Source organism: Limnobacter sp. UBA3528, assembly GCF_002377005.1.
GTDB lineage: Bacteria > Pseudomonadota > Gammaproteobacteria > Burkholderiales > Burkholderiaceae_B > Limnobacter.
The window spans coordinates 21,719-44,319 of record NZ_DFOZ01000053.1; the positions used below are offsets into that span (position 1 = coordinate 21,719).

At 52.8% G+C, this 22,601-nt stretch carries 23 protein-coding genes; 2 read left to right on the forward strand and 21 right to left on the reverse strand.

The features are described 5' to 3' along the window. Positions 1–75 precede the first annotated feature (75 nt). The 5 genes from B4N58_RS14320 to ectA are packed head-to-tail and all read right to left on the reverse strand — an operon-like array spanning position 76 to position 4,640. A complete protein-coding gene (locus B4N58_RS14320) occupies positions 76–1,485 on the reverse strand; it encodes a sodium/proline symporter (RefSeq protein ID WP_291750481.1) in 1,410 nt (469 codons plus the stop codon). 1 nt (position 1,486) lies between these two features. Continuing rightward, positions 1,487–2,401, reverse strand: coding sequence for a phytanoyl-CoA dioxygenase family protein (locus tag B4N58_RS14325; RefSeq protein ID WP_291750482.1), 915 nt, complete (start codon positions 2,399–2,401; stop codon positions 1,487–1,489). A gap of 21 nt (positions 2,402–2,422) precedes the next feature. Further along, the gene (locus B4N58_RS14330) at positions 2,423–2,812 is read right to left on the reverse strand and encodes an ectoine synthase (protein ID WP_291750483.1); all 390 of its coding nucleotides are present in this window, start codon (positions 2,810–2,812) and stop codon (positions 2,423–2,425) included. Beyond that, complete coding sequence (gene ectB, locus B4N58_RS14335) at positions 2,809–4,143, reverse strand: diaminobutyrate--2-oxoglutarate transaminase (RefSeq protein WP_291750484.1); 1,335 nt, start codon at positions 4,141–4,143, stop codon at positions 2,809–2,811. Before ectB ends, B4N58_RS14330 begins: the two co-directional genes overlap by 4 nt. Next, positions 4,140–4,640, reverse strand: a complete 501-nt coding sequence (ectA, locus tag B4N58_RS14340; RefSeq protein WP_291750485.1) for a diaminobutyrate acetyltransferase — start codon at positions 4,638–4,640, stop codon at positions 4,140–4,142. The genes ectB and ectA overlap by 4 nt, the downstream gene beginning before the upstream one ends. Before the next feature lie 294 nt (positions 4,641–4,934). Here ectA and B4N58_RS14345 point away from each other — a divergent pair, with 294 nt between their 5' ends. Together B4N58_RS14345 and B4N58_RS14350 are read left to right on the forward strand one after the other, a co-directional pair. After that, positions 4,935–5,417: a MarR family winged helix-turn-helix transcriptional regulator gene (locus B4N58_RS14345; RefSeq protein ID WP_291750486.1), complete on the forward strand. Its 483-nt coding sequence runs from the start codon at positions 4,935–4,937 to the stop codon at positions 5,415–5,417. Positions 5,418–5,563: 146 nt separating this feature from the next. Next, positions 5,564–5,725: a hypothetical protein gene (locus B4N58_RS14350; RefSeq protein WP_156799708.1), complete on the forward strand. Its 162-nt coding sequence runs from the start codon at positions 5,564–5,566 to the stop codon at positions 5,723–5,725. A gap of 10 nt (positions 5,726–5,735) precedes the next feature. Here the strand turns inward: B4N58_RS14350 and B4N58_RS14355 are convergent, their stop codons facing one another. The 16 genes from B4N58_RS14355 to B4N58_RS14430 form a co-directional block, all read right to left on the reverse strand. After that, a complete protein-coding gene (locus B4N58_RS14355) occupies positions 5,736–6,785 on the reverse strand; it encodes a GGDEF domain-containing protein (RefSeq protein ID WP_291750487.1) in 1,050 nt (349 codons plus the stop codon). Positions 6,786–6,874: 89 nt separating this feature from the next. Further along, positions 6,875–7,399: a chemotaxis protein CheW gene (locus B4N58_RS14360; RefSeq protein WP_008252468.1), complete on the reverse strand. Its 525-nt coding sequence runs from the start codon at positions 7,397–7,399 to the stop codon at positions 6,875–6,877. A 14-nt stretch (positions 7,400–7,413) separates the two neighbouring features. Then, a complete protein-coding gene (locus B4N58_RS14365) occupies positions 7,414–9,324 on the reverse strand; it encodes a methyl-accepting chemotaxis protein (RefSeq protein ID WP_291750488.1) in 1,911 nt (636 codons plus the stop codon). 20 nt (positions 9,325–9,344) lie between these two features. Then, positions 9,345–11,513: a chemotaxis protein CheA gene (locus B4N58_RS14370; RefSeq protein WP_291750489.1), complete on the reverse strand. Its 2,169-nt coding sequence runs from the start codon at positions 11,511–11,513 to the stop codon at positions 9,345–9,347. A gap of 3 nt (positions 11,514–11,516) precedes the next feature. Next, positions 11,517–11,861 (reverse strand): STAS domain-containing protein, encoded by a 345-nt coding sequence (locus B4N58_RS14375; protein ID WP_198006863.1) that lies wholly within the window; start codon positions 11,859–11,861, stop codon positions 11,517–11,519. A 19-nt stretch (positions 11,862–11,880) separates the two neighbouring features. Further along, positions 11,881–12,246 (reverse strand): response regulator, encoded by a 366-nt coding sequence (locus tag B4N58_RS14380; RefSeq protein WP_008252462.1) that lies wholly within the window; start codon positions 12,244–12,246, stop codon positions 11,881–11,883. Positions 12,247–12,268: 22 nt separating this feature from the next. Beyond that, a complete protein-coding gene (locus B4N58_RS14385; protein ID WP_291750490.1) occupies positions 12,269–13,462 on the reverse strand; it encodes a methyl-accepting chemotaxis protein in 1,194 nt (397 codons plus the stop codon). After that, positions 13,446–13,634, reverse strand: coding sequence for a hypothetical protein (locus tag B4N58_RS14390; protein ID WP_156799707.1), 189 nt, complete (start codon positions 13,632–13,634; stop codon positions 13,446–13,448). The genes B4N58_RS14385 and B4N58_RS14390 overlap by 17 nt, the downstream gene beginning before the upstream one ends. A gap of 224 nt (positions 13,635–13,858) precedes the next feature. Further along, positions 13,859–14,152 (reverse strand): hypothetical protein, encoded by a 294-nt coding sequence (locus B4N58_RS14395; RefSeq protein WP_008252445.1) that lies wholly within the window; start codon positions 14,150–14,152, stop codon positions 13,859–13,861. Positions 14,153–14,173: 21 nt separating this feature from the next. Next, complete coding sequence (locus B4N58_RS14400) at positions 14,174–15,160, reverse strand: alpha/beta fold hydrolase (RefSeq protein ID WP_291750491.1); 987 nt, start codon at positions 15,158–15,160, stop codon at positions 14,174–14,176. Between the two features lie 135 nt (positions 15,161–15,295). Then, the gene (locus B4N58_RS14405) at positions 15,296–15,991 is read right to left on the reverse strand and encodes a DUF3299 domain-containing protein (protein ID WP_083797217.1); all 696 of its coding nucleotides are present in this window, start codon (positions 15,989–15,991) and stop codon (positions 15,296–15,298) included. Positions 15,992–16,024: 33 nt separating this feature from the next. Continuing rightward, positions 16,025–17,323: an ABC transporter permease gene (locus B4N58_RS14410; RefSeq protein ID WP_008252442.1), complete on the reverse strand. Its 1,299-nt coding sequence runs from the start codon at positions 17,321–17,323 to the stop codon at positions 16,025–16,027. Beyond that, a complete protein-coding gene (locus tag B4N58_RS14415; RefSeq protein ID WP_008252441.1) occupies positions 17,320–18,003 on the reverse strand; it encodes an ABC transporter ATP-binding protein in 684 nt (227 codons plus the stop codon). The genes B4N58_RS14410 and B4N58_RS14415 overlap by 4 nt, the downstream gene beginning before the upstream one ends. Further along, a complete protein-coding gene (locus tag B4N58_RS14420) occupies positions 18,000–18,617 on the reverse strand; it encodes a DUF2796 domain-containing protein (protein ID WP_291750492.1) in 618 nt (205 codons plus the stop codon). The genes B4N58_RS14415 and B4N58_RS14420 overlap by 4 nt, the downstream gene beginning before the upstream one ends. 80 nt (positions 18,618–18,697) lie before the next feature. After that, positions 18,698–19,513, reverse strand: coding sequence for a mechanosensitive ion channel family protein (locus B4N58_RS14425; protein ID WP_008252437.1), 816 nt, complete (start codon positions 19,511–19,513; stop codon positions 18,698–18,700). A 4-nt stretch (positions 19,514–19,517) separates the two neighbouring features. Next, a complete protein-coding gene (locus B4N58_RS14430; protein WP_291750493.1) occupies positions 19,518–22,568 on the reverse strand; it encodes a parallel beta-helix domain-containing protein in 3,051 nt (1,016 codons plus the stop codon). Between the last annotated feature and the right edge of the window lie 33 nt (positions 22,569–22,601).

Genomic DNA, 22,601 nt, shown 5'->3' on the forward strand with positions numbered 1-22,601 from the left:
CCCGGCAAGAACTTGCAAGGCATTCGCACAATTTAACAACTTGGGGTGATACACCTATCCCCCCAATCGGGGTAGCTAGGGGTGAAACCTGCTGCGGATACTACTTATTGTGAAAATTGCACCCAAAACAAAGGCGCTGAACATGCCCACCGCGCCCTCGTAGACGGTACTCGGAAAGCCATAAAACTTCCAAGCCACTGTGGCCATCACGCCGGTACTTGACATGCACAACATCGCCAACGAGTTTAATTTTGCACCGAGTACCTGCCAAATCAAAATGGGCACAAACGCGGCTCCCAGTGTACCCCAGGCCCACACCACGAGTGAGAACACACTTTGCTCGCTCCACAAGCCAATACCCAAGGCAAAAAGTGTGGTGAAGCCCGTGGCAGCTTTCAGCAACCATCGGTTCTCGGATGGATTTCGGGGTAAATCTTGTGTCAGGGCTGAAGAACACGACAGCACCAGCGAATCGGCCGTGGACATGGTGGCTGCGAAAATACCCGCCAACATCAACCCGGCCAACCAGGGTGGCAACAAATCCCGCGCCATATTGGGCAAAGCCATTTCAGGATCGAAACCCGTGCTTTCACCAAAATAAAGACGACTAAGCAAGCCCACTGCGGTTGCAAAACTATAGAACAAAAGGTAGTAGCTGTAGTACCACCACCGCACCTGGTTCATTTGACGGGTATTTTGCAAAGCCAGAAAACGGCTGACGATGTGTGGTTGGCCCAAGGCGGCAGCCCCAGCAAACATCCAGCCCACCACAAAAGCCAGAGGGCCTATGAAACCCGGTACATCGAGGTTGGTGGGGCTTGGATTCAAAAAGCCATCAATGGCACCGGCTTGTTGAAATACCGCCTGCAAACCACCCAAATGATTCACCGCTGCAAGCAGCAACACCACCATGGACACCACCATCAACAGCGATTGAACCGCATCTGTCCAAATTGAGGCGCGCATGCCGCCTGCAATGCTGTAAGCAATCACGACCAAGGCCACCATGCCCATGCCAATGGCCATGGGAATATCCAGCATGCCTTCCAACGCCTTGCCTCCCGCCGAAATTTGGGCGGCTGCGTAGGTGCTCAAAAAGGCAACACTGACCAAGGCGGCCAACACTTGCCAGCTGCGGTTGCGGGTGTCGCCCCAACGGGCCAACAAACTGATAATGCCATTGGCATGCACGCGTTCAGCTTCATCGCGCATGCGTTCATGTGCAACTTTCGAGCCGATCAAATCGCCTGCAATCCAGCCCACCATCAGCCACACCGATTGAATACCCACCGCGTAGGTATAGCCGATCAGGCCGATGAACATGTAACCGGAATTGTTGGTGGCCACCGCCGACAGGCCGACCAGCCATGGGGGCACACTGCGACTGGCCACGAAGTAATCGGCCGCGCTTGCCTTGGCCTGGCGTGCTGAACTTAAACCGATCAGCAACACCAGGGCAAGGCAAATGAAAAAGCTTGCGCCCAAATTAAGCGGGCACCTGCAAGGTCAATGGCTCAATGTGTCGAGCGGCCAGAAATTCTGGCCGTGGAGCACCTGCCGCGTACGGCGAGTTCAGCGCGTTGCTGACTGCGTTGTACACATAAAACAGGTTGGCACGCAAATGGTCGCTGGTGTTTTTGCCGGCACCGTGCATCACATTGCAATCAAACAGCAACACCGAACCCGCTGGTGCAACCACTTCCTGCACACCACCGTTTTCTTCCAGCAAGTCGAGGAACAATGCAGGTGGCTTACCTACTGCCTGTTTTTTGAATGCCTCCCGATAACCTTGGGTGTCGGGTGTTTCGCCAGGGCAAGCCACGAAAGTCTTGTGGCTGCGTGGCATAAACTTCAAAGAACCGTCGGCAGAAATTTCGTCGGTCAACAGCACGGTGGCACTAATGGCGCGCATGCCGGGCATGCCGTCCTCTGCATGCCAGGTTTCAAAATCACTGTGCCATTCAAAGCCGCTGCCATATTGCGGGCTCTTGAAGTTCAAGCGCGACTGGTGAATGTAAACAGAGTCGTTCAACAGAAACTGCACCACTTCCAGCATGCGCTGGTTACTTGCCGTGTCTTTCAGCAAACCTTCCATGCCGTGAATACCAAACAAGGTACGCAGTTGCTCACTGTCCGTTTCCTTGATCAGCTGGCCAGCGTGGGTTTGCGCACAGTTCTTGCTGACACGCTCGGCGGCTGCGCGCAGCTCATCCAGTTCATGTGCTGAAAATACATCGGTCAACACCAGGTAACCATCTCGTTCAAACTGCTCCACCTGCGCCTGGCTTAAGGGCGAGTCTTCAGTCCACTCGCCGTGAACCACTGGCTCAGTGCGTCGAATCAAGGCACCCTCAGACTTGTCACGTGTGGGGTATGGATCTCTTACGGCTGAAACAATCATTGTGTTTTGCCTCCTTTGTCTTTATTCGGCCAGCGCAGGATACGCGCCGGTTTCGTCATGAACTTCCGCACCAGTCACGGGTGGGTTGAACACGCAGGCCATGATCATGGGCTCGTCGAATGCACGCAGAATATGCGGGTCGTGCAAGTTCAAGGCGTACATGGTGCCCGCCTCAATCGGGTACACCTTGCCATCAATCTTGCTTTCAATTTCGCCCTTGCCACTGACGCAATACACGCTCTCAAGATGGTTCTTGTAATGCATGTGCAATTCCGCCTTGGCGTGAATGGTCGTGATGTGAAAGGAAAAGCCCATTTTGTCGTCACGCAGCAGCATGCGGACACTGTCCCAACCCTTGGAATGAATGTGCTTTTCCGTGTCTTGTACTTCGCTGAGTTTTCGGACAATCATGCTTTCACCTTTTTGCTGTTGGCTTCTTTCTCGGCCTTGGCACTAATCACCGCCACGGCTTTTTCCAGAATGGCCAAACCTTTTTTCAGGTCTTCCATTTCGATATTCAGGGCGGCAAACACTTTCACCACCTGCCCATCGTTGCCACAGGTTTCAATAATCATGTGGTGCTTGAAACATTCAGCCACCACCTCGTCGGCCAAGGTACCGTTTTGCATTTCAATGCCCTGCATCATGCCGCGGCCTTTGACTTGCACGGTGATGTTGTCGTTCGCCTTCAAAATACGGTTCAAACTTTGGTTCACCACCTCGGCACGCTGCGCAATGCCACGCTCGAATGCCGGGTTGGCCCAGTACTTTTCAAGTGATGCTGCAGCAGTAATAAATGCATGGTTGTTGCCGCGGAAAGTGCCGTTGTGCTCACCGGGCTTCCAGAAATCAAGGTCGGGGCGAATCAAGGTCACAGCCATGGGCAGGCCCATGCCTGACAATGATTTGGACAGGCAGATCAAATCGGGCTCAATGCCCGCTTCCTCAAAGCTGAAGAAAGAACCTGCGCGGCCAACACCGGCCTGAATTTCATCCAGAATCAACATGGAACCCGCCTTGCGAGTCACCTTGGCCAGGTTTTTCAGCCACTTCATGGAGGCCGGGTTCAAACCACCCTCGCCCTGTACGCCTTCTACAATCACTGCAGCCGGTGCGTCTTGGCCACTCGACTTGTCGGTCAGCATTTTTTCAAGGTACTCGGTGGTGTCTACACCTTCACCCATGTAACCGTCATAAGGGTAACGGTCTACGCCACACAGCGTTGAAGCCGATGGGCTGCGGTGGTGGGTGTTGGCCGTACAGGCCAGTGCGCCCTGGGTCACACCATGGAAACCGTTGGTAAAGGCAATTACCTGCTTGCGCCCGGTAATTTTGCGGGCTAGCTTGATTGCTGCCTCAACCGAGTTGGTGCCTGTGGGGCCAGTAAACTGAATGCGGTACTGCATGCCACGTGGCTTCAAAATGTGGCGGTTAAACGCATCAATGAACTTGGCTTTTGCAGCGCTGTGCATATCCAGACTGTGGCCAATGCCGTCGTCCGCAATGTAGTCAAGCAATGCCGATTTCATCTCTGGATCGTTGTGCCCGTAGTTCAACGAGCCTGCCCCAGACAGGAAATCGAGATAATCCTGACCATTCATGTCGGTCATGTAGCTGCCCTTGGCCCGCACAAACAAAGTTGGAAAGCTGCGGCAATAGCTGCGCGCTTCTGACTCGTTTTTCTGGAATGTGCGAATTTTGCTCAGGGTTTGAAAGTCGATTGACTTGCTTGAGTCACTCATTGTTGTACTCCTTGAGTTGGCAAGGCGATTTCCACCAACACCTCGGTGTTGTGTCGACCGCCAAAGTGAGACTGTTCTTCAAACCAGTCTCGTGAAGACAAATCGCTGCCCCAATCGCGGGCCAGTGATTTGAAAAGTCCCCATGACGCCGCATTGTCGGGCGTTATGGATGTGTGAATTTTTGAAATCCCGCTTTGCTGGGCCACCACCCAGTTAATGAGTTTCTTGCTCAGGCCAAGGCCTCGGGCTTTCTCGCCCACTGCCACTTGCCAGACAAAAAAAGTGTCTGCGTGCTTGGGTGGAATGTAGCCAGACACCCAAGCAACAGGCTCACCATGCAAGGTCGCCACAACACAAGTTGAAGCAAAATGACTGCATTGCAACAGATACAAATAATGGGAATTCAGGTCGAGAGGCTTGCAAGCATCCACGAGGTCGAACACGGCAGTGCCGTCTTCAAGCACGGGATGTCGCAAAACGACATCATCTTTGGACATTTGGATGAGATGGTTCTGTTATTGGCAGACCCATTTGCTATTAAAAAATAAACTACTTCTCATCCTTTCGTAAAAGCTCATCATTGCGCACCAACGCGATAAAGAGTTTTTATGAAAGAACAAACCAATAATAGTTTATTTTATAAATTATTGCAAACATTGATCAAACCTTAACCAACACCTCCAAGAACGTTAAATTTGGTGGGATTGCTCTAAGCGTAGGAAATTCCAACTCACCGGACCGGTTAATCACTACAATTCATCAAAATGAATTAAATCACCGGGTTAGCGAGCATGGACAGCACCTTACAAGATTCACTTATTTCGCTTCGCCGCATTATTCGCGCCACCGAATCGGGCGCCCGAGAGCTGGCCAAAAAAGCAGACATGGCCACCTCTGAGCTGTTGACATTGCAATCAGTGGCCGACAACCCTGGCATCTCCCCCGGTGAGCTGGCCAAGTCGCTCAGCCTGTCTCCTGTTACCTCCACAGTGATTCTGCAAAAACTGGAAAGCCGTGGCTTGATCGAGAAAATTCGCAGCACTGTGGACAAACGCAGACTTGAAGTCGTGCTGACAGAAAAGGGCAAACACGAAGTCAACGATGCTCCTTCCAGCCTGCAAACCCGCTTCGCTGAGCGCTTCGGACAACTTCAAAGTTGGGAGCAGCATTTAATTGCTTCCGTGCTGGGCCGGGTGACTACCTTGCTGGGCGCAGAGGCCATCGACGCCTCGCCCATTCTCGATGTGGGCGAGATTGACAAGGCTGTCAAATAAGAATTGACTTATTGTTTAATATTTTGAATAATTGTTTCCAATTTACAACAATTAACACTTTCTGGGTTTGACCGGTTTACATGTTTGATTTAAGCGCATTTTTTAGACGTAACAGGAAAGTATTGTGGTTCGTCATTGCAGCATTCATGGGAACCTTCATTTCAATACAAATCAGCAAAGCCTTGGCCACGCGCGATTCCAACTACGGCGAGATCGCGGAATGCACCTACGTGCACCAGGCTCCCGAGCTTCAAACCCCAGCCAATCCACAAAAGCTGAGCAGCACCTACTGCCCAACGAAAGGCTGATCATTTGAAGTCACAGTGTTGCAACCAACACCTGGTTTTTCCCGGTTTTCTTGGCCTGGTACATCAGTTGGTCGGCCCGGGCCAACAGCTTTTCAAGGCTGACGTCCTCAAAAGCAAGCACCTGCAGCACACCCACGCTGGCTGACACCGGCAAATCGGGGCAAGTGTAATCAATTGCTTCGGCAATTGCTGCCCGAATACGCTGCCCTAAATTTTCTGCCATTTCCTGCCGACTGTTGCCCAAACTTAGCACCACGAACTCATCACCAGACAGACGATATACCTTGTCCTCGGCTCGTAACCGAACCGACAGCTTTGTGCTGATGCGTTTGAGCAACTTGTCGCCCACGGCATGGCCAAGGGTGTCATTGACCATTTTGAAATTGTCGAGATCAAGAAAAGACAGCACAAACGGGTCTTTGGCATTGAGCATGCGCCACACGGCGGCCTCCAGCGCTTTGCGATTCAAGCTGCGGGTCAAGGGGTCGGTCAGGTTTTCCTGACGTAGCGATTTTGAGCTGGCCTGAATTTTTACACTCACCCCGTAAAACTGAACGGGCAACACCAGCAACAAAAAGAGATTGGCATACACCAGCTCAAGGTGGCCCTGCCAGTAGGGCACAAACAAGGTCAGGCCCAACACAATCGCGATACCCAAGCCAATATGGCAAGCCAACATACAAGGGCCGTATCGAATGCCTCGGATTAAAGCCACAACAGCAATCAAGGGGGACACTGGCGCCAGGAATTCAGCAGCAACCGCCAGGCCCCAACCAATCAGTGGAAGGTCGATGCAGTAACTGGGTAGCTCGATCTTCTCCCAGTGTCGTTCGCGATTGGAAATTAACCAGGATTGCACCCAGGCCAGGTGAAAATAAACACCCAGAGCAATCATGAACACCATGCGGGCACTGCTGCCGACAATGGCACCGCCTGGCGCAAGAAAGAATACGATGAGAAAGGAAAGCCCGGCGAAAGCCATTCTCTGCCGGGCGCGAGAGGCACTGTCTGAGATATCGAGGACGTATTTTAGTTTTAACATGCGGTTGAGATATCTCATGGTGCCCCACTGGAAGAATATCCCCCCAGTGGGTGTGTCAGCTCATGATCTCAGTGACGCATCAATACCTTCCAGTTCCAAGAAGTTGCTTAGGCGACTGCTGCCGCAGCGGCTTCTTCCAGGTCGGTGGGAATATCGAAATCCAACAAACGCTCGACATTCAACACCAGCACAAACTCGTCGTCTACCTTGCCAATACCGCGCAAGAAGTCGGTTTTCACACCCGCACCGAACTGCGGTGGTGGTGCAATAAACTCGGCACCAATGTCGACCACGGCATTCACCGCATCCACCATGAAGCCAACCACTTGCGTTTCCTCGGCCATTTGCGATTCGAGAATCACAATACAAGTGCGGCGGTTGATGGTGGTTTTGCCTTGCCCAAACCGGGCACTCAAATCCACCACTGGCACCACAGAGCCGCGCAGGTTGATCACACCACTGATGCATTGCTGCATCATAGGCACCACGGTGATTCGTCCAAATTCGATAATCTCTTTGATCCGGAGAATTTCCACCGCCAGCTTTTGCCCATGTACCTGAAAGGTCAGGTACTGGTGGCTGGCGCTGTCACTCTCCATGGCCTTGGCCAATTGCTCATTGACATTGCTCATGGTGAATGCCCCTATTAAAAGTCGTCGAAACTGTCGAAACCGTTTGCTCCGCTCGGGCTGCTGGCCTTACCTGGCGCTGGCTTGCGCTCGGCATGGCTGGCACCACGGGCGGTTGATCGGCCTGTGCCTGTGTCAAAGAAACTCATGGCTGTGTTCAACATGCTGGCTTGGCCACTCATTTCCTCGGCTGTGGCAGCCAGCTCTTCAGAAGCCGCTGCATTCTGCTGGGTTTGCTGATTCAAGCTCATCATGGCCTGGTTAATTTGCGCCACTCCATTGGTTTGCTCGTTCGATGCAGCCGTAATTTCCTGCACCAGGTCCGAGGTGCGGTTAATCGCGGGCACCATTTCCTGCAACAGGCTGCCTGCACGTTCGGCCTGCTTCACGCTACTGCTGGCCAGGTCGCCAATTTCCTGTGCAGCCACCTGACTGCGCTCAGCCAACTTGCGAACTTCCGCCGCAACCACTGCAAAACCTTTGCCGTGTTCGCCGGCTCGGGCTGCTTCAATGGCCGCGTTCAAGGCCAACAGGTTAGTTTGGTACGCAATGTCATCCACAATGCCAATTTTGTCGGCAATCGCTTTCATGGCATTCACGGTTTCAGTCACCGCGCGACCACCCTCTTTCGCCTCTTCAGCGGCCTTGGTCGCAATTTGATCGGTCACTCGGCTGTTCTCGCTGTTTTGCTTGATCGAGCCCGCCATTTCTTCAATGCTGGCAGATACCTCTTCAACACCGGCAGCCTGGCTGCTGGCGCCTTGCGACAAGCTTTGTGAAGTCTTGGAAATCTCGCGTGCGGCATTGGTCAATGAATCTGCGTTGCCGCGCACTTCCTGAATCACATCGCTCAAACGATCAATGGTGGTGTTCACATCGTCTTTCAACTCACCGAACAGGCCTTTGTAATTTGCTGTGATTTTTTGGGTCATATTGCCGTTGGCCAGCAACTTCAGCACGCGGCCCACGTCTTCCATGCCACTTGATGTGGTGCTCAACAAACCATTGACGCTCAACGCCAGATTCTTGAAGAAACCTTCCTTGTCATTCTCGCGAATGCGTTCGCTGAAGTCGCCGTCACAGGCGCGGCTCACTATTTCGGAAATCTCATTCTGAATGGCCACTTCTGCGGTTCGGTCTTTCCATTCCACAACATAGCCAAGACGCGTTCCGTTGTCGTCATCGATCGGATTAACAATCAAATCAAATGTGCGGCCACCCACTTTCAGCTGAGTCTTGTGGGTACTCTTCAGGTTACCCAGCATGCCGCGCTGATGCGCAGGGTTCTTGTGGAATACATCGATGTTGGTGCCAATAATTTTGCCCGCATTGAAATTGGGCAAGTCTTTCCGAATGTCGGATTCAGCACGACGCAACATGTCAGTCAAAGACGCATTGCCATACACAATGTTGAATCCGGCATCGGCCAACATCACGTTCACCTCTACGTTTTCCAGACCGCCCAGGGCACGCCGGTTGAATGTGGCGCGCAATGTTGCTTGTGTGATGTCTGTTGCAAACTTGACCACTTTGAAGGGTTTGCCGCTCTGATCCATGATGGGGTTATAACTGGCTTCAATCCAGACCTCTTTGCCGCCCTTGCCAATGCGTTTGTACTGGCCTGCATCGTATTCACCACGGCCCAGTTTGTCCCAGAAGTGGCGGTACTCAATCGTGCTGCTGACTCCAGGCTCAGCAAACATGCTGTGATGCTTGCCCTTGATTTCATCCAGTGTGTAACCCACAGCCCTCAAGAAGTTTTCATTGGCATGAATGATCGTGCCGTCCAGCTTGAATTCAATCATCGCCTGGACTTTACTCACTGCCGTCAGCACCGACTCCGCCTCACTTAATTTCTTCTGCAAGACCTCTACAGCCTCGGCCTGCTCAGTCAATTGTTTTTTATTGAAAAGATCAAAAGCGCCCATGTTCGTTTTCCTTTGTAAAATTACGCGTCGGCCTGCTCAAGGCTTTGGCTTGGAACTGCCGGTTGTTCAATGGCATGCCGGCTGAATTCCAGCTCCGCCGTTTTTGTTGAAATGCTGCTTACTTCCGTGATCAATTTCGGTACATCAATGATCAGGGCCACGTCACCGTTGCCCATGATGGTGGCCCCGCTGATTGCCCTGTTTTGTTCGAACAGATTGCCCAAGGGCTTGATCACTGTTTGTGATTCACCGTGCAGGTAATCGGCCACGATGCCAGCTCGTACGCCACCAAAACTCACCACAATGATGTTTTCGCGCTTGGGACGCTTGGCATTGGGGTGGAATACTTTGCGAAGTCGTACACACGGCAGGAATTCGCCGCGAAGATCGTAGTGAATGTCCATGCGGTCCTCTGTACCCAACGCATCGACAGGCAGTTCAAGGCATTCACGCACATACGAAAGCGGAATCACATACACCGATCCGCCCACACCGATCATGAAGCCATCGATAATCGCCAAGGTCAGCGGCAATCGAATCTCGAACGTACAACCATTGCCTGGCCGTGAACGCACCTGCACTGAACCGCGCAGGGCTTCAATGTTTCGCTTCACCACGTCCATGCCGACACCACGACCGGAAATGTCGGTCACCTTGTCTGCAGTGGAAAATCCCGGTGCAAAGATCAGCATGTTGACTTCGGTATCGCTCAGCGTTTGGTCGGGCGTAACGATGCCCTTCTCAATCGCTTTCTTTAAAATTTTCTCGCGTGCCAGCCCACGGCCATCGTCATTCACTTCAATCACAATGTGTCCACTGTCGTGATACGCATTCAGTTGCAGCTTGCCTGTAGCAGGCTTGCCAGCGGCCACACGCTCTTCCGGTGTTTCAAGCCCATGGTCCAGTGCATTGCGCACCAGGTGCATCAGGGGGTCGCCAATTTTTTCAACCACTGACTTGTCCAGCTCGGTGTCTTCACCTGAAATTTCCAGTTGAATCTGCTTGCCCAAACCCATGGCGGTGTCGCGAACCACACGTTGAAAACGCTGGAAGGTTTCGCCAATTTGCACCATGCGCAGGCCGAGTGCACCATCGCGAATTTCTTCAATCAAACCAGCCACGGCACTGGTTGATTCCAGCATGGCAGTGTGGTTCAAATGTTTGGCTTGTTCTACAGTGCCGGCGTTGGCAATCACCAACTCGCCCACGAGATTGATCAACGCATCCAGCTTGTCGGAAGGCACTCGAATAAAGGAACTCACCGGTGTGGCCTTGCCTGTTGCCTTTGACTTTCCAGAAGCTGTGGTAACCGCATTGCCTGTGACTTCCATCACTTCAGGCAACGCTTCTTCCTGTGGTCTCGGAAAGCCTGCTTCCTGCAACAATTCAGCAGCGCGTGCTGCACCTTCAGGCAGTGCACTGACCAGCGCGTCCCATTGCTCAGGGGTGCAACTGTGAGAAAGAATGCGAACCCGGCTTTCTTCAGTCAAAAACTCAAACGCATCTTCAATACCAGCCTGGCCTTTGGCGGTCACAAAGCGCAGTTCAAACCCCAGGTAACACGACTCTGCATCTAAGTCAGCAAAACTGGGTAGCGCGTCCAGCACAGGGATTACGGCTTGTAACTCGCCGTACGTTTCCATGTATGAAAAAATGGGTGCAGGATCAAAGCCATCGCACAAAGTGCTGCGCCCCAGCCGTACCGATACATGCCAGGTTTGCTCGGTGTTATTCACCTCAAGCGGCCTTGATGGCTGGATAGCGTCTGGTTGGTCTTCTTGCAAAAGGTAGGCTTTTAAACGGGCAGTCAAGCCCGCCTGCGCAACAGCCATGTCGGGACTGACATGCTCAGCATCGCCACCGGCCTCTATACAGTCCACCAGTTCTGAAATGTGATCGCGACACTCCAACACCAGCGTGCTCATGTTCGCGTCAAATCCGATTTCTGAATTGCGCACGCGATCCAGCACGGTTTCAAGGTCGTGCACAAAGTGCGTAATCACCAGCAGGCCAAAAACTCCTGCACTGCCTTTGATGGTGTGCGCAGCACGGAAGGCCGCATTCAACACTTCGGTGTCGTTGGGGTTTTGCTCCAGCTGCAGCACATAGCTTTCTACTTCAGCCAGCAACTGCCGTGCTTCGGTGAAAAATATGCCGCGCGAGGCATCAAGGTCCAATTCAAAGGCCATGCCTCAGTTCTCCAAAAAACCAGCGTTGATCCAGGACTGAACACCCAGGCGCGCAGCCTTCATGGCCACTACCTCGGAAGGTTTGGTCCAATGAACACGCAAGTTCACTGCGGGGTCGTTTTGAATGGTCACCAACATTTGCATACCCGCCGTGTCCACTTCCTGGCAATTGCTCAAATCAAGCACCACTGAAATTCCTTGATTCAAGGACTGACGAATCACCTCAACCAGGCCCGCACAGTCTGCAATCGTCAAAGTGTCCAAAGCCACTTGCGTGTGTTTACACGTTGCGATGCTGTTTTCCATGTCGTTCTCAAGTTCTTCTTGCATGATCAGTTCGCTGTGCATGTACATTCTCCCTGTGGCTTCACGCCACCAATTTGTTCACTGCTGCAATCATCTGTTCCGGTTTGAACGGCTTCACCATCCATGCTTTCAGACCTGCGGCCTGCCCTTCACTTTTCAGCTTGTCATCCGATTCCGTGGTCAGCATGATGATGGGCACGAACTTGTAAGCCGCCATCTTTTTGACTTCGCGTACAAAGGTCAAACCGTCCATGTTCGGCATATTCAAGTCGCTCACGATCAGGTTGATTTTTCGACCATCCAGCTTGGTCAATGCGTCTTTGCCATCACATCCCTCCACCACATCAAAGCCCTGACTTTTCAGGGTCATCGATACCACTTGGCGCAGGGAGGTGGAGTCGTCCACAATCAATACGGTTTTGCTCATACAGGTTCTCGTTCTCGGATGTTTAGAAAAAAGTCAGTTCATCGCTGCTGGCAGCGGGCTTGGCAGTAGCGCTGGCGCTGCCTTTGCCGCTGTGGTTCACACGCTCTTCGGCCATGGTGTATTTGCGTTCAAGTTCATGCATCAGCGCGGCCACGTTCAAGGCCTCCAGGCCCGTATTCAATTGGCTTTTCACCTGGCTCAAGCTGTCTTGCACATGCCCAAGAATTTGAGACACACGGTCTTGAAACTGAAAATGCACCACTGCGTCGTTCAAACTGGAGGAAACCTGATTGGTGTTGGCGATAATCTGCTCGCTGGCTTGGTGCAGAGGTACGGTGACTTGCTCGAATTGCTCCACTACACCACTCAAGGTTTCACTGGCCTGGCTGAGTACCTTTTCATCACTGCTTTCCATGCGCGCGGCACCGTCGCCCGCTTTTTTTGCAGCTGAGGCAATCAGTTGCACCCGCTCGCGAATCTTCACACCGGTCTCAGCAGACAACATCGAGAGCTTGCGAACTTCGTCGGCAACAATCGAAAAGCCTCGGCCATCTTCACCGGCCCGGGCTGCCTCAATGGCGGCATTCAGCGCCAGCAGATTGGTGCGCGCAGCCAGGTTCTCGACGGATGCAGCCATCTTGGCCAACTCTTCTGTCGAGGAAATAAAGCCTTTCACCTCTTGCATGATGGTGGCCTTCTCATCGAATGAATTTCGAATGCTGCTCAACATGCCATTGAGGCTTTGTGCCACGTGGTCCGCCAAACCATTGCCGCTGGCGGTGTTACCCAAAACATGCGCGGCACCTGCAGCCACGCTCACGATGTCATTCAGCTTGCTGTGAATTTCGGAGAAGGCTTCGGCCAGGTTCACAATGCCCATTTCCATCTGCGAATTCGCAGTGCTCAGCTGGCTGTTCAGCGTGGGCACCCACATGTCAGCCAAATGACCCAACTCTGCTTTTTCAACGTCTGTTTTGCTCAACTCGGTCACTGTTGAAGACAAGGCATCAATTTCTGCCTGCAAGGCAAGTTGCTGCTTCTTGCCCATTTCATGAATGGCCAACGCACACAACAACAGCGCGGCGCTGCCAAAGGCCAGCGGCCACACACTGTTTTGAATGAATGCACCCAACACCAGAATTCCGACTGATGCGGCAATCAAGCCCATGGGCATCAAAGCCTGGTAGTGCAGTGCATTTTTATTGTGTTTTTTCATGAACAGAAATTCCTATCAGTTGTTTGACTGGGCACACTGCGGGTTCAATGGGTGCGGGGGAAGACTCGAATGCCTCATACCATCCATTGCAAAAAGCGCCATGAACAGTGAGGTAAGCGGTGGCCACCCAGTGATGGAGAACTTGCAGGAATTCGATCAGGGTGCTGCGCATAAAGGCCTCCATAGGACCACTTTGTTAAACGCAGTGAACTTGAATATTTCACGCTTAAATAAAGTTTGCGCTGATACCCATGTGGGCAATAGGGAGAAAAGAAACGGAAAAGGGGGCCAATATTGGGTTAATGCACTTGGGGGAATGCTAAAAAAGGTTAACTGTGTGAACAAATGTAAAAAACCCGCTGCAGGAGCGGGTTTGGGGGAAATTCGCTGAGAACTTTATTGGGCTGCGGAAGGCCTTAATGTCATACCAAGGGGCCCTTTTATGGTGCCGTCCTCATTCAGATCGTAAATAGTGGTTTCACCATCGCTGGTGATTTTTACTTTTTTGTCTTCAACCACATAAGCAGCTTCGCGGGTTACACCCATGGTAGACACATATACCGTGCCGTTACCCTGAAACTCATATTTCTGCAAACCCAGGTCATCTTTGTAAACACCATCCAGGTTGTTACCACATGCCGTCAACAAACCGAGCAAACCCAGCATGATGCAAGCTTTATGAATGTTCATGCTTCAAATCCCCTATCTAGATCAAGCCGTCCAAAACTCCTGCAAGGCCTTGGCCGTGCGGATCGGAATTTCAACCATGGGCAAGTGCCCCACGCCGTCAAAAAGTAACACATCCGCATGAGGAATAATGGCCTGGTAGGTATAAGCGCCGGTGTAATGTACAAGTCGGTCTTCTTTGCCCCACATGATCAAGGTAGGCGCCTGTGTGGCGGACATGCCTGGGCCATTGGGGTTGGGCGCGTTCACGAACATTTGATGAAACAGGTGTCGGTTGACATGGCGGCGATTAATCAGGTCTTGCGCCATGACAGGGGCCAGGGCCAGTGCAATGGCTCGGTTGTGGATGGCCAGGCTCATCAGTGTGTGTGCACCAGCCAGGCTTTCAACAATCATTGGGTTACGACCTTCTTTCAAGCCGGCTTCAAATCGGGTGTGGTCACTACCCTTGCCGCCCGCCGGGTTCATCAAGCACAAGGTTCGAACCAGATTCGCATGCCGGCCCGCCAACAAGGCAGACACCAAACCACCCACGGAGTTACCTACCACATGGGCTTTGCCCGGCACATGGTTTTCAATCCAGGCAGCCACACGGGCCACTTGATCGTCCAGCCCATAGGGCACGTTGGCATTGAACTGGCTTTCTCCCCAGCCCGGCAAATCCAGAACAAACAAACGGTGCTGTTTCAACAGAAAGGGCACCAGTGACAACCAGTTTTCCTTATTCGATGCAAAACCATGCAGCAACACCACGGGTGTTCCTTCGGGGTTACCGCCCTCCAGCCACACCAGTTCATGATCAAGTACGGTGGCCTGCTGGCGTTTAAGGCCGGATAAACCTGCATGCAGCCTATTGATCAAAGGTACCGCACTGCGGTTTTTCCATTGGCGAATCTTCAGGCCATGTGGCGGACGAGCCAGGCTAAGGTACTTCGGAGCAACATCGTCTAGAAATGCAAGCTCAAGATGGTGCATTCCGGCGAACTCCGTGCCAGTGCTTACATTGCCCATGAATCATAACCTCCGGTGTAAATCAAACGTTTGTTTGTTTTATCGACTGTAACATCGAGTGATGTAAAGGTATGGGCATGATGCCGCGCTGTCAACGATAAAAATAGAGGGGTTTTTACTAATTCAGCGGCGAATTCAGTCTTCGTAGGGCTGTATGCCTGTGGCGTTCAGTAAATAGGCTGCGTCGCCAAGTTCGCTGCTGAATTTGCTTGCAGTCAACTCGCCCCAAACCCAGTAAGCCTGCATTGCGCCCACTGCAGGCTGAGGTTCGCTCAATTTGACATGAATGATCTGGTTGGCTGGTGGCGGCGGTGTGTGAATGCAGGCGCCAAAATACGGCACCAGCAAAAGTTCATCCACGCCCTTCTCGCTTTGCTCGATCGGGATGGCAAACCCAGGGATGCGCACCTTTTTTCCGGTGTAGGCAGGGTTTACCGGGGCATCATTCCAGGCCTTGCGCATTTTGTCGAGGGCCTCTTGGGCTTTGGGGTCGTTGTCCTGCAACTCAGCGATGTTCATGCCGCGAAATGCAGCCATCGGGTCCCAATCGGCGGGCATCAAATTGTCCCACTGCAATTCGGGAAATGCGGGGTCGAATACTGCAGCTTTCTTTCCGCCTTTGTCGGCACTGCCAGTGAGCCGGTCTCCAACAGCGTATTCGCTGTCAGTCGAGGCGGTTTCGCTTGAAAGTTGGGCCAGTGTTTGCTCCAGTTGGGTAGCACCCTCCGCATTTTGGGCAGGTTTGCCCAGAAACCAAGAGGCAAGGCCATAGCCCAGCGCGGTCAGTACCACCACCGCAACAACCATCACAATCACTTTGCCAATTTTCATGAACAACACACCTGCAAATTACTTGATTTCGAATCAATTTGTTTTGGGGTTTAACCCATCTTGCAACTGGTTTCGATAAGCCTGAAATGCAGGCACCAGTCCTAACAGGCTGCCAAAAGCAGCAAAGGCAACGACCGCCAACAAACCCGCGCCAAGTTCACCCACGCTCACGAGTTGCAAACCAAATTGTGCCTGAACCCAGGGCGCAAGTGCAGCACCGCACAGCGCAAGTGCCAATACACCCAAGGCAACCCCCACCCACATCACCAAAGCGCTTTCAAGAAACAACAAACCAAACACCGTGCGCGGCCCGGCACCCGTTGAACGCAACACGGCCAGTTCGCGCCTGCGCTGCCCGAGAGTCACCAGCATCACACTGGTCAGCCCCAATGCACTAACCACAGCCACCAGCGCTGCCACAAACAACAACACCCGCTCAACCACACCCACGGTTTGCCACAAGGTACTCAAGGCCACGCCTGGCAAAATCGCGCTAAGCGCAGCATCGGGCCTGTTTTCAAGTTCACGCTGCATGCGAAAAACACCCGCCCGGTTGTTCAAACCAATCAACACTGCGGTAACCGACTTGGGCTGCAAATTGAACTTGGTTACATATTCAGCCGGAATTTCAGCACCTGGTACTGGTACGCCAGCGGCCCAATCCACGTGAATGGCCTCCATGCCCGCCAGGCTGATGTGAACACTTTGATCCACCGGGGTGCCAGTGGCTTGCAACACACCCACCACAGTAAAAGGTTTGTCCGCATGACTGGGATCAGTTTGTTGAATTTGCATGCCGTGGCTTAATGCGATTTTGTCGCCCACCTTGTGATTCAAGCGTTTGGCTACCTCGGCGCCCAATACGGCTTCAAACAATACGGCGGCTGGTTTTCCAACGGTGTAGTCTTCAAAAGCCCGGCCCTGTGCAAACTGCAGATTTTGCCGTGCGCCGTACAAAAAACGGTCGAAATAAACGGCCTTGGTGCCCACCACGGCAAACCCTTGGTAAGAATCGCCCAGCGCAATCGGCAACGCCGACTTCACGCGGGGGTCTTGTTCCAACCGCTCGAACTCGGCGTAAGGCACATTGCGCGTGGCCTGGCCAATTCGAAACACGCTGTAGAGCAACAGAGAAACCGGGCTTGTTTGCGCACCGACAATCAAATCAGTGCCTGCCACTGCATTCGAAAAACTGGCCTTGGCACTTTGCCGGGCCAAATCAATGCCCAGCAACAGACAAGTCGAAGTGATCACACTGAGCAACAACAGCAACAGGCTGCCCTTGCGGCTCCAGGCGCTTCGACTGGCCAACAAAAAGAGTGTTTGAATCATGCTTGCCACTGCCCCATGTGCTGGCGTTTTGCGCAGTGCTGCGCCAAATTGGGATCGTGACTGACCAACAATACGGCCGTGTTTTGTTCAGCGGCCTGTGCTAGCAACAATTGAACAAACTGGGCTTGGTGGCCGGCATCCAGTGCTGAAGTGGGTTCGTCGGCAATAATCAGATCGGGCTGGCCGATCAAGGCTCGGGCAGCGGCCACGCGCTGCTGCTGCCCAACCGACAAGGTAGACACGGGTTGATCCAGATACTTGCCCATGCCCAGGCCGTTCAACAACCGCTCAGCGGCCTGCCGCACAGTGCCAGCTTGCGCCATGGCGTTTTGCTTGCGGCGCTTTGAAAACTTGCAGGGCAAAGTGACGTTGTCCAGCACACTCAAATAACTCAACAAATTGAATTGCTGAAACAGAAAACCAATGTGATCCACCCGAAGCGAATCGCATCGGCTGGCGGACAAAGCGCTGAGGTTTTGACCCATCAAACTGACATGGCCGCTTTGTGGCAACAACACGCCGGCCATCAAGTTCAGCAAGGTGCTTTTTCCACTGCCACTGTTACCTTCCAGAAACACAGTGTCCCCGGCCTGCATGGAAAACTCTGGAATTCTTAGTTCAAATCCGCTGCTTGCGTATTTGAATACAAGATTGTTGCAGTGGAGTACTGCCAAGGTCATTGCACCACCAATGTGCTCTGTTTGGGGGTGAGGCTTGCGCCAACCTGTCCCTTCGGAAACAAGGCCTGCACTTCAATTTTTTCGAATCCGGAAAACTGTCGAAAGACGCGCACATCGATCACCTTGAGTTTGGCAGGCTGCTCGCATTCGAATTCATAAGAGGCCCGAAAGTCGGAATGCCCGCTGGCATCCTCGTGATGCTGATGATCATCTGCCGCACCATGGGAGTGGGGATTCAGAATTTCAGAGTACAACTTGTGACCAGTGCGTTTGCACTGTGCTTCGGGTGAAAAGGCAAACAGGCCATTGGCTTTCAGCAATGAAACTACCCGACGGGCCTTCACCTTCTCAGCATCTGTTTTGGGCGCTCGTTCAAACCCCAACACATTTTCAAGCGGGGAAGACAGGCTGATGAACAGGCCGTTGCCATCCTGAACAATTTCAAGTTCGCCCTGGCCATGTACATGTGCAGCATCATTGTGTCGACTGCTGGCCTTTCCATGATCGTGCGAATGGCCATCGCTGCCATGCGCCATGGCAGTGGTAGCAAACAACGCGGCTACGGCAGTAGCGGCAAGTTTGCCCCACACGGTTTGAGCTGCGAAATTTGTCATGAATGTCCCTTTGTTGTATTTCATGGTCTCGCCCAATAGACTCGACACTGCGGCAAGAGGTTCCCGAATCCAACACCAGCCTACACGGGGCCGAACTCGCGCCAAAAACCCTTGTAAATTGCCTGCTCTGCATCGCCACGCTTTTCGAGCGGACAAGCCAGGCGAACAATCATTTTGTGGGCAAGTTCATTGTAGGCCTGCCAAAACACCTCGGGTTTTGCACTGGGCAAATCGACGAATTCCGACACTTCGATGCGGTCGAAATACTGGTCTGCCTCTTCCACCCAACTGGCGGAAACAGCATTGGCCACTTCCAAGGCAACTTGCTCCGCCCTGGCCGTGTCGGCCTTAAAAGGCAAAATAATTTCAATCGTGTACAAGCTGAACTTGCCCAGCATCGACAAATGCTTGATGGTTTGGGTCAACACCAGTGCATTGGGCACCGCAAGGCGGCGGCCAGTGTATTTACCAGACATACCAATTTCAAACAGCTTGGTGCTGAGCAGATCAATGTCAATCACCCGGCCGTTTTGCGTGCCGATTTCAATGTAGTCGCCAATTCTGAATGGCTTGGACAGTGAAATATTCACATAGCCCAACAGGCTGAGCACCACTTCCTTGCCGGTAATAATCAGCGCGCCGGCAATGGCCACCACACTGAGAAACGCACCCGTAATTTGCGAGGCCCACACCGAAATCAACAAGAAAAACACAGCCATTCGAACCAGGTTTTTCAGGAAAACCAGTTGGGAACGCGCTTTTTCAGGGTGATAGGGATGAAGTTTGCGAAGCGACCAGGACAGCGCCCGGTTCACAAAAAAACCGCTGGCCATCAACCCGAAGGTGATGGCCAATTTGAACAAAAACAAAGCGGTGGGGTCTTTGAGTAATTCCATCCCGCTATGGTAACAGGGGAAGGCCTCCAATCAAGGGCAGACCACCGCCCGAGGTGTTGCCCTCTTGGCAGGCATCGGCGTTTTCATAGCTTGAATCAATGACCTGATCAATCCACTGGTTGATCAATGCCACGCCCTCGGTGTGTACCACGCTGCGTGCCAAAGGCGGCATTTTCGCAGCAAGTTCAACGGCCTCTGGACCCATGCGGTACGGCACGATGGAGTCGCTCGACATGGCTGGGTGAATGTCGTAGGTGCGGGTACCCCGCCCTTCTGAACCACTGGCAGTCGGCTTTTTACAAATGCCGTAGGTGCTGTCCACTGCCCGGAACACATCCACATAAAAACCGGTGTTGGAGGCCTGACCATTCACGTTGTGGCAATGCGCACAATTCACTTCAAGGTAAGCGCGTGCACGGGCTTCAATGTCGCCTTTTGAATTGGCGGGCAGGCCTGAATCACCCGGGTTGTTGAACTTCGGAATGTGGTTCACATTGGTGGCCACCTGCCGCTGATCCAGATTAAAACTACTGGGGCAACCATTCATCAAGCCGGTTTCACACATGAACTTCAACTGGTTTTTACCATTGACCGGGTGTTGGGCCTGCCCTGTGAACATGGGCGACTCATTCAGATAAGCCCGGTTCAAATTGCGTGGTTTGGGGCCAATGGGTGCTGAGCCTGGGTCCACATCGTTGTTGCTGTGACAAATGGCACATTGGCTGGCATTCGGGAACATGTAGGCTGCCGTGCTGCCGGTTTGGCGTTTCCCAGAATCCACGTCCACATAATCCCAGCTAGCCGCAGCACTGCCGCCAAACTGGGTGAGCACCGCCTTGCGTTTGCCATTGCCAGCATCTTGCCAAATGTACTCCAGCGCCTCCCAATAGTTTTGCCCATCGGTGCGCTGGCGTTTGATCAACAAGCGGGTTTCATAAGGGGTTTCGCGTGCAGCGGGTTGATCCACAAACGAGAAGGTTTTGGCAATGATGGTGCCAACCGGGAATTCAATGGTGGAATTCACGCGGCTTTCCTCATCCTCCAGGAAGCGGGCCTGCTTGCCTTCCGGAATAAACATCACCCTGTGTTTGATGGAATAATCACTGAACAGTTTGCTGTTCAGGACATACGGCATACCCTGCCCGTTGGGTCTGCTGGCCGGGTTTTGATCATCGGCAAACAAGTTGTACTGTGCCAGATCGGGGCAGTTCACCTGTGCGGCAGCCTCATTCACCACACCCGCTTTCAGGGGCACTTCACACAAGGCCTTGACCGCTTCTGCGGCGGGTTCGGGCGCAAACTGCCCGCTGGGCACAAAGGGCTCGAACTCAAAATCGGGCAAGCGCGGCAGGTCGGCGCCAAAACGGGCCATGCAATCGTGTTTGCTTACATCGAACTCGCTGGGCAACAGCGGAATACCGGTGGCAATCGACTGAATGTATTCAAGCGACAAATTGGCAGTGGGGTCGCTGGTATTCAGATTGATCACTGCGTCCAGGCCACGGGTGCCATGGAAATTCGAAAAGGCCAGGCTGTCTGACCCAAAATTGTTGTTGGGGTTGATACAACTGAACCACCAGGCTGGCACTTTGCGCTGCCCATTGGTATCGAACTTGTACTTGTTGTAGCGGCAACTGGGGTTGGGGTTTTGGTTGCCTTGAATGGGCTTGCCATCGGCATCCACCTCCACTGGGTTGCCATTGCGGTCTTTGGGCAGGTCGCAGCTGCTGTTCAACGTGTCGGTGTAACCATCCCATACAATGTGTGCGCCACGGTAGCCTCCGCCACCCAATGCATTTTTCAAACCCACCACCAGTGGAAACGCACTGCTGATTTGCGCACCTTGCGTGGCAATGATGCTGGCAAAATCCGGCTGAGGTAGATCATTCCCGTTGTTGATGAAGGTATTGTCGAAAATATTCACCGCTTCGGAATACACATCCATTCGGCGGTCGCCGTTCTCGCCCAACAAATCGTAACTGGTCAAAATAATACCGGCCGTGCCGTTATTCTCAAACACGTTGTCATAAATGTCGATCTTGTCGTAAGCCAGTGTGATCAAGCCTGAGCCACGCGGTACGTTGGCCACAATCGAACCTGGCACCGCAAAGTTGTAGGTGTTGTTGTTGCGTGAAATGTTGTTGTACACCCTGGAGCGCGAACCATACTGGGTCAGGTTGTCCAGGTCGTACACCAGAAAACCACCGGAATTACACTCCGCCAGGTTCTCGGAATATTCGCCGTCCTGAACGTTCTCAATCTCGAATCCGAACACATTGAACGCCGCACGGCTTTTGCGAATCTTCGCAATATTGGTTTGGCCCACATAAATACCGGCATCCGACGCGCCAATACTTTCGGTTTCCTCCACCAGAATATTTCGGCTTTCAACCGGGTAAATGCCGTAGCGCCCGGACGCCGTGCTCACCGTGTAATCAGGCGAGGTGTTGTCTGTTTCCAGTGGATTGGGGTTGGCCGGGTTGTGGCGCGCTGGGTCGGTACAGGCCACTTTAATTTCATCGCGAAAGTTGGCCGCGGTAATCGGGCGCTCTTCGGGCAGTTTGCGACCACTACTCCAGATGGCACGCACCTTTTTCAAAGTACCGTGGTTCACGCCTTTCATTTTGAACGCATCGCCGGGCGAATCGCCAATCGTCAGGTTACGCACGGTAATACCGCGCACATTCGAGGCCAGAAAACCTTCCTGCGAGGTGCTGTCGCGAAACGACAGGAAAGTTTCATCCATGCCGCAGCCTTCAATAATCACATCCTCGGTGGTTGTAATCTGTATGCCGGTTTTCAAATCAAAAAAGCCGCAATCAAACCTCAGAATGTCTTTGGGTTTGAGTTGCACCATGGCCTTGACCATTTCCTCCGTGGCATTGGGCCCGGGTTGAATCAGGAAAACCCGGCCATTGGACTCGGCTGGATTGATCACCGAACCACCGCCAGCGGTGCTTGTTGGGTCGTCGCTGCCGGAGGAAAGACAAGCAGAAAGTACCAGGGTTGAAAGGGAAAGGAGTACTGCTTGCAGTGCATGTTTGGAGTGAGCCACGTCCAACCTCGATCTTGTTATATGCATATGAGA

Bases quoted from the DNA above. Each gene is read 5' to 3' on its own strand.
- B4N58_RS14325 (WP_291750482.1), bottom strand. From the start codon at position 2,401: ATGATTGTTTCAGCCGTAAGAGATCCATACCCCACACGTGACAAGTCT.
- B4N58_RS14330 (WP_291750483.1), bottom strand. From the start codon at position 2,812: ATGATTGTCCGAAAACTCAGCGAAGTACAAGACACGGAAAAGCACATT.
- ectB (WP_291750484.1), bottom strand. From the start codon at position 4,143: ATGAGTGACTCAAGCAAGTCAATCGACTTTCAAACCCTGAGCAAAATT.
- ectA (WP_291750485.1), bottom strand. From the start codon at position 4,640: ATGTCCAAAGATGATGTCGTTTTGCGACATCCCGTGCTTGAAGACGGC.
- B4N58_RS14345 (WP_291750486.1), top strand. From the start codon at position 4,935: ATGGACAGCACCTTACAAGATTCACTTATTTCGCTTCGCCGCATTATT.
- B4N58_RS14350 (WP_156799708.1), top strand. From the start codon at position 5,564: ATGGGAACCTTCATTTCAATACAAATCAGCAAAGCCTTGGCCACGCGC.
- B4N58_RS14355 (WP_291750487.1), bottom strand. From the start codon at position 6,785: ATGAGATATCTCAACCGCATGTTAAAACTAAAATACGTCCTCGATATC.
- B4N58_RS14360 (WP_008252468.1), bottom strand. From the start codon at position 7,399: ATGAGCAATGTCAATGAGCAATTGGCCAAGGCCATGGAGAGTGACAGC.
- B4N58_RS14365 (WP_291750488.1), bottom strand. From the start codon at position 9,324: ATGGGCGCTTTTGATCTTTTCAATAAAAAACAATTGACTGAGCAGGCC.
- B4N58_RS14370 (WP_291750489.1), bottom strand. From the start codon at position 11,513: ATGGCCTTTGAATTGGACCTTGATGCCTCGCGCGGCATATTTTTCACC.
- B4N58_RS14375 (WP_198006863.1), bottom strand. From the start codon at position 11,861: ATGCACAGCGAACTGATCATGCAAGAAGAACTTGAGAACGACATGGAA.
- B4N58_RS14380 (WP_008252462.1), bottom strand. From the start codon at position 12,246: ATGAGCAAAACCGTATTGATTGTGGACGACTCCACCTCCCTGCGCCAA.
- B4N58_RS14385 (WP_291750490.1), bottom strand. From the start codon at position 13,462: ATGAAAAAACACAATAAAAATGCACTGCACTACCAGGCTTTGATGCCC.
- B4N58_RS14390 (WP_156799707.1), bottom strand. From the start codon at position 13,634: ATGCGCAGCACCCTGATCGAATTCCTGCAAGTTCTCCATCACTGGGTG.
- B4N58_RS14395 (WP_008252445.1), bottom strand. From the start codon at position 14,152: ATGAACATTCATAAAGCTTGCATCATGCTGGGTTTGCTCGGTTTGTTG.
- B4N58_RS14400 (WP_291750491.1), bottom strand. From the start codon at position 15,160: ATGGGCAATGTAAGCACTGGCACGGAGTTCGCCGGAATGCACCATCTT.
- B4N58_RS14405 (WP_083797217.1), bottom strand. From the start codon at position 15,991: ATGAAAATTGGCAAAGTGATTGTGATGGTTGTTGCGGTGGTGGTACTG.
- B4N58_RS14410 (WP_008252442.1), bottom strand. From the start codon at position 17,323: ATGATTCAAACACTCTTTTTGTTGGCCAGTCGAAGCGCCTGGAGCCGC.
- B4N58_RS14415 (WP_008252441.1), bottom strand. From the start codon at position 18,003: ATGACCTTGGCAGTACTCCACTGCAACAATCTTGTATTCAAATACGCA.
- B4N58_RS14420 (WP_291750492.1), bottom strand. From the start codon at position 18,617: ATGACAAATTTCGCAGCTCAAACCGTGTGGGGCAAACTTGCCGCTACT.
- B4N58_RS14425 (WP_008252437.1), bottom strand. From the start codon at position 19,513: ATGGAATTACTCAAAGACCCCACCGCTTTGTTTTTGTTCAAATTGGCC.